Below are 1,705 nucleotides of genomic sequence, written 5' to 3'. Positions count from 1 at the left end.
AGATAAAATAAAGAGAGAGAGAAATACGCTCGATTTTTTGGAAAAAAGATTGCAGCGTGATTTTTATACTCTGTCAGATGAAAAGATAAAAGAAAAAAAATTATTGAATTTCAAAAAAAAGTTGTCCAAAGTTTAGATGGGAATGTGCGATGACAGATTTTTTGGCCGAAAGCTATTCTGTAGATAAAAATGATCCATCTGACAAGGAACGTTTTTTTGATGGAATTAATGAAATGGATGAAATTATAGGATTTATGAAGAAGCGTGAGTGCCCACTTCCCGGCTTCCCTCCCCCATGTGATGTCAATCTGTTTTTCGGCTTCTTCTTCGATGGCACCAACAATAAATGAAACGGGATGTGCCGTTTCATTCGCACAGCAACGTGGCGCGCTTGTATCGTGCATTTTCCGGCGGTAAAGATACGCATGGCAGTGACGCCAAGCTATGCAAACTGGATACGCAACTGAACGTTAGTAAGGGCGTCAAGGCACGCGCTCTGAGTCTTGGCATTTATGCATAGGGATGAAAACATGAATACCTTACTCAAGAGCCAACTATGGCGAGGGCTTTTGCTGGCCGTATGCTTATCCGGCGTCGCCATGGCCGCGAGCATTCAGGCGCTGAATTATTCTTCGCGCGAAGTCGATTACATCGCGGTTGAAAATCCGGGCAATACCAACAGCGGCGGCGGTGGCGATTCGATCCGTCCATACGAGCAGGGCGGGTCGATATGCTGTTTCAGCGTGCCGGAAAAGTGGCATGCGGATTTGAAGGTGGTGGTGGTCTATCAGTTGTCCCCGGACCCAACCTTTCATCGCGAGACGGTCAGTGTTCCACCGTATCCGGATGGGAAGGGAGGTGATATCTGGCTGATCGTCTATGAAGATGGCAGCGTGGGAGCCGTGGTGTCGCTTTACGGACCGAGCCGACCGGAGTGGCCGGGGAAAATCAAGGGGTATCCGGTGCCGACGAAGGAGTATCGGGATGAACGCCGCAAGGAAAAAATAAAAAGAGAAAAGGCTGTTCTACATTCTATGGAGAATGCATTAGATGGCGATGTGAGTGACCTAACTCCTGTAGAGTTGATGAGATTGAAGGGGGCAATTGAATATAGTAAAAAGCTTATTAATATTCTTGAGGAAAATGATAAATGACTGCTTTTTTAGTTGATATTTGTCTAGCTATAAAAAATGATCCTCCTGATTTCATTGTTTTTTTTGGCGCGAAAAATGAAAAACCAATTCTTGGTGATTTTTGCAAAGGATCGTGAATGCCCATTTCCAGGTTTCCCTCCGCCATGTGATGTCAATCTGTTTTTCGGCTTTTTTTTTCGACGGCACCAATAATAATATGAAACGGGATATGGAATTTCATGCTCATAGCAATGTGGCGCGTTTGTATCGTGCATTTTCCGGCGGTAAAGATACGCATGGCAGTGACGCCAAGCTATGCAAACTGGATACGCAACTGAACGTTAGTAAGGGCGCCAAGGCACGCGCTCTGAGTCTTGGCATTGATGCATAGGGATGAAATCATGAATACCTTACTCAAGCACGAACTATGGGGAGGCCTCTTGCTGGCCGCATGTTTACCCGGCGTCGCCATGGCCGCGAGCATTCAGGCGCTGAATTATTCTTCGCGCGAAGTCGATTACATCGCGGTTGAAAATCCTGGCAATACCAACAGTGGCGGCGGTGGCGATTCC

At 46.5% G+C, this 1,705-nt stretch carries 3 protein-coding genes; all 3 read left to right on the top strand.

Annotation, left to right across the window (positions count from 1 at the left end):
- Positions 1 to 149 precede the first annotated feature (149 nt).
- On the top strand, positions 150 to 350 hold the full coding sequence (locus HWE17_RS28390; RefSeq protein WP_152598759.1) for a hypothetical protein: 201 nt from the start codon (positions 150 to 152) through the stop codon (positions 348 to 350).
- A 180-nt stretch (positions 351 to 530) separates the two neighbouring features.
- Positions 531 to 1,154 carry a DUF3304 domain-containing protein gene (locus HWE17_RS28385; protein WP_176391109.1) on the top strand — a complete coding sequence of 208 codons (624 nt, stop codon included), beginning with the start codon at positions 531 to 533 and terminating at the stop codon, positions 1,152 to 1,154.
- Between the two features lie 112 nt (positions 1,155 to 1,266).
- Positions 1,267 to 1,524: a hypothetical protein gene (locus tag HWE17_RS28380; protein WP_176391107.1), complete on the top strand. Its 258-nt coding sequence runs from the start codon at positions 1,267 to 1,269 to the stop codon at positions 1,522 to 1,524.
- The last annotated feature ends 181 nt before the right edge of the window (positions 1,525 to 1,705 follow it).

Source organism: Janthinobacterium sp. BJB401 (assembly GCF_013372745.1).
GTDB classification, from domain to species: domain Bacteria; phylum Pseudomonadota; class Gammaproteobacteria; order Burkholderiales; family Burkholderiaceae_D; genus Janthinobacterium; species Janthinobacterium rivuli.
The sequence above is the reverse complement of the archived record's forward strand: the minus strand, read 5'-3'. Positions and strand labels throughout refer to the sequence as shown.

Bases quoted from the DNA above. Each gene is read 5' to 3' on its own strand.
- HWE17_RS28385 (WP_176391109.1), top strand. From the start codon at position 531: ATGAATACCTTACTCAAGAGCCAACTATGGCGAGGGCTTTTGCTGGCC.
- HWE17_RS28390 (WP_152598759.1), top strand. From the start codon at position 150: ATGACAGATTTTTTGGCCGAAAGCTATTCTGTAGATAAAAATGATCCA.